The following is a 3,921-nucleotide window of genomic DNA, read 5'->3' as shown; positions in this document are numbered from 1 at the left end:
TGGTGGATGTAGCTCAGCTGGTTAGAGCGTCGCTCTGTGGAAGCGAAGGTCGCGGGTTCAAATCTCGTCATCCACCCTTGACGTTTTTGCTCCAACTTTTTGTTTTGATAATTTTCCAATAACCGCCTTTATCAGCTCCTACTCTTTCTATTGTATTATTCTCTTTGAGAGTTTTTATCTGCTTTTCAATGGCTTTTATAGTTAATCCTAAGCTTTCTGCCATTTCTTTTGTGGTTATTTTAGGATTATTTTTAATAAGTTCTATAATTTTCTCCCTACTTTTCTCCCTACTTTTCTCCCTACTTTCCGTAATAGGTTCGTTTTCTTCAAATCCCTTAGTAAAGTAGAAAGTAACCTGCATAAAATGTTCCATAAAGTTGAATATGGATGTATCGTTTGTCCTTAATATTCTTGTCATACCTGAGCCAAGCTGTTCAACAAGTTCCAAATCTCTAAATACTCTCATTAATTCTCTGTTTCTCGGTTTACTTACACAGTTAAAAAACTCTTCTTTGCTTAAACCATCTATAAGTCCGCCATAAGATGTTATTACAAACCTATCTGAATATATTTCAAATACGGGAGAATCTTCGCTTGAATAATCATTGTGGACTATAGCATTAATTATTGCTTCCCTTAATGCTATCCTGTCAACAAGATTTTTCTCAAGTCTGTTTCTACTGGTTATTTTTGTTCTTGTAATATTTTCTATATCAAACTTATCCAATACGGCATTAGTTGCTTTTATTAAAGAACAATATCCGTATTCCTGGTTTTCTATTAAGTCATATTTATCTTTACCGAGATATTTAGCTACTTTTATTGATACGGAATTTGTGTCGGAAAGAAGATAAGCTGTGTAGTTATATTTACCATCTTCGGTAAGTAAATCAAGGTTTTTAGCAAAATTATCATTTAATGTTTTGTGTTGACCTTCGTAATATATTTTCAATTGTGTAAATGTTAAATCTTGATGAGGAGATGGTATTTTACTTAAAGATTTTCTTGTTCTTTTAGAGTATAAATCATCTATAATATTTTGTGTCATAGGTTGTGCGGAAGAACCTACTCTTATAAAACAACCTTTTGTTGACATTCCTAAATGCTTAATATAGTAAGGTTTTTCTTGTCCGCTCGACACAATTATATGGATAATGCTTTTATCGTCAGACTTTTCAAGAACAACATCAAATAATCCTAAGCAAGACGGACAGATATTATCCTTTATCATATTTATTATTTTCAATTGTGTTTGGTCAGGGTTTAATATACCTATTATTTTACCTTCGTTATTTATTCCTATATAAATATGTCCGCCTTTCTTATAATTAAGGAAAGATACCACTTCTTTTATAAGAGTGTCATTAACTATTTCTTTATATTCAACGGTATCACTTTCTTCTATTCTGAAATCTGACATATTTATTCGATAACTCCATACTTTAATTTTCCATATATTATAAAAAATTGCTCCATATTTTTCCAACTTTTTTAGGCATAAAATTCCTTGTTATTCTTATATTAAACAATAGGTTATATAAACTGGGTAAAAGGAAAGACTGAGAGTAACAATGCTTTTACGGCATTGTTACAGGTATAACTGGGTATTTTTATCCTATGGTTAGAGAATATATATTATAAAGATAACCCCACACAATATATAATCTATCAAAATGAGCAATAAAATGAACTTTTGGGTTTATCTTTATATTAATCTGTATTACTTAGTAGCCCTTTATACCTTATCAGCAATATTTACAAAAACCAATTTCTAAAATTTTTTTTTCATTTCACTATATTTATTGTTGCTTTCTCTTTTTTTCTTTTTAAGCTCTTGATACTTCTTAACTTTCTTGATGTGTGGGAGAGATAAGCTCGATTTTGACAACTGGTCGTAGAGATTCCCGACCCGAATACCCGTTTGTGTATGATGAGAACTTTATAGATATAAATCAGTTGATTTAATATTAAATCAACTGATTTTTTTGTCGAAATACTATTAAAATATTAATATATTTTTATAAATCTAAACTATTCTTATTTAATAGAAATTCTTCTATACCGATTATTAAAATACCATCATTGTTTCGCCATAAGTTTATGTTATCTTTTACAACAACTATCTTTTTAAAAGAATCTTCTATTTTTGTTAAAGAATTTGTTTCTTGTTTCATTTTTTCTTCATTTGGAATAGCAAAAGCAGATTGAATATAATATCTTTTACTGCCGTGATTACAAACAAAATCTACTTCTAACTGCACTTTTTCTGTTTTATTTTTTCTTTTAATTCTATGTTCTACTATTCCAACATCAACGGAATATCCTCTAATTAATAATTCATTATATATAACATTTTCCATTATATGATTTGTTTCAATTTGCCTAAAATTTAATAGTGAGTTTCTTATTCCGGTATCAGTAAAGTAGTATTTGAAAGGTGTATTTATATATTTTTTACCTTTGATATCGTATCTTTTAGTTTTTTGTATTAAAAAAGCATTCTCTAAATATCCCAAATACTTACTAATGCTTTTATCCGTAATAGGTATGTTTTTGCTATTAAAAGTGTTAGTTAATTTTTTAGGGTTGGTTAATGAACCTATGTTTGAAGATATTATTTCTATTAAAGTTTCTAAAACATCTTTGTTTTTTATTCTATTTCTTTCAATAACATCATTCAAATAAACATTTTGAGTTTGATAGTTTAAGTAATCTATTTTTTTCGTTATATCTTTTTGAAGAGCAGCTAAAGGCAAACCGCCATACCTGCAATAATCATTAAAAACTTTATTGTTATTTGGTTCTTGTATTGATGAAAATTCAGCAAAACTTAACGGATAAATTCTTATTTCATCTCCTCTACCTCTAAATTCGGTAATTACATCTGATGAAAGAAACTTTGAATTACTACCGGTTACATAAATATCAACATTTCGTATTCTTAATAGACCATTTAATAAAAATTCAAATCTATCTACTAATTGAATTTCATCTAAAATGGATGAACAATTAAAAAGTATAGTTAAATATATAAGGCAAAGAGGATGCCATATACCAACAGATGATACAGACATATATCCCGAAGGATACGATAGTTGGATTGATTAATTATTAAAAGTTATTGAATAAATTATAATTTTTTATTGATAAGAAACTGAAAATAAAAGCCCAAGGTAAAATTATGACTAAAAAATACGGATTTTCATTTTCTTGGAAAAGATTGTTAGGAATAAGCGGACTTGAAAGAAAAATCGGCAGAACAATTATAAATATTTTATTTAAGAAAAAATAGAAATTATATTAACCCACATTCCTTTTTAGAAAGTTATAATTGAAAAATTTAATATAATTCTAAATGATTTTATCAAAGATATTTTGGTTTAATAAAAAATCTTTTAAACCGATTATCAAAACACCATCTTCATTTCTGTATGTAGGTGAATTTTTGGTAACTATAATCTTTGTAAAATTATCATCTATATTAAAATACGGACGAATTTCTCTTTCTTTCTTATCTTCATCATCGGTTTTATTTGATACTCCCTTATAACCTTTACTTACAAAAGTGTCTGTTATTCTATTTGGATTAGTTAAAGAACCGATTGAAGAAGCCAAAATATTTGTTAAAGTGTCTAATACTTCATTTTTCTGTATTTTGTATCTATCGATAATATCTTTAATAAAAGTTTCCTTAAACAAATCTTTTAAATATTTACTTTTTTCTTCGGTTGTATCAAATGATAAAGTATACGGCATACCGCCGTTTAACATCTTTTCAAAATTTTCAACATTTTGAATCTCATCCAAAAACAAATAATATTGTTTTTTATCTTTAATTTTACTTTTTATATATTCTCTTAATTTAGTTCTGTCATATAAATTTTCATATTCGTCATTTTCCAAATTAATAGCAATTATATG

General features: G+C 27.2%; 3 protein-coding genes and 1 tRNA gene. 1 reads left to right on the top strand and 3 read right to left on the bottom strand.

Features of this window, described 5'->3' with window-relative positions:
• Positions 1-2 precede the first annotated feature (2 nt).
• Positions 3-76, top strand: a tRNA-His gene (locus ACMUOV_RS00355).
• On the opposite strand, the gene ACMUOV_RS00350 is transcribed toward ACMUOV_RS00355, so the two are convergent.
• The 3 genes from ACMUOV_RS00350 to ACMUOV_RS00340 form a co-directional block, all read right to left on the bottom strand.
• Positions 68-1,420: an RNA-binding domain-containing protein gene (locus ACMUOV_RS00350; protein WP_413852675.1), complete on the bottom strand. Its 1,353-nt coding sequence runs from the start codon at positions 1,418-1,420 to the stop codon at positions 68-70. The genes ACMUOV_RS00355 and ACMUOV_RS00350 overlap by 9 nt on opposite strands.
• A 598-nt stretch (positions 1,421-2,018) precedes the next feature.
• Positions 2,019-3,074 (bottom strand): ATP-binding protein, encoded by a 1,056-nt coding sequence (locus ACMUOV_RS00345; RefSeq protein WP_413852673.1) that lies wholly within the window; start codon positions 3,072-3,074, stop codon positions 2,019-2,021.
• Positions 3,075-3,351: 277 nt separating this feature from the next.
• On the bottom strand, positions 3,352-3,921 hold a 570-nt coding region (locus ACMUOV_RS00340; protein WP_413852671.1), incomplete at its 5' end, for an AAA family ATPase.

Source organism: Candidatus Ruminimicrobium bovinum, from assembly GCF_902760015.1.
Taxonomy (GTDB): Bacteria; Elusimicrobiota; Endomicrobiia; order Endomicrobiales; family Endomicrobiaceae; genus Ruminimicrobium; species Ruminimicrobium bovinum.
This window is presented reverse-complemented; position numbering and strand designations above follow the sequence as displayed.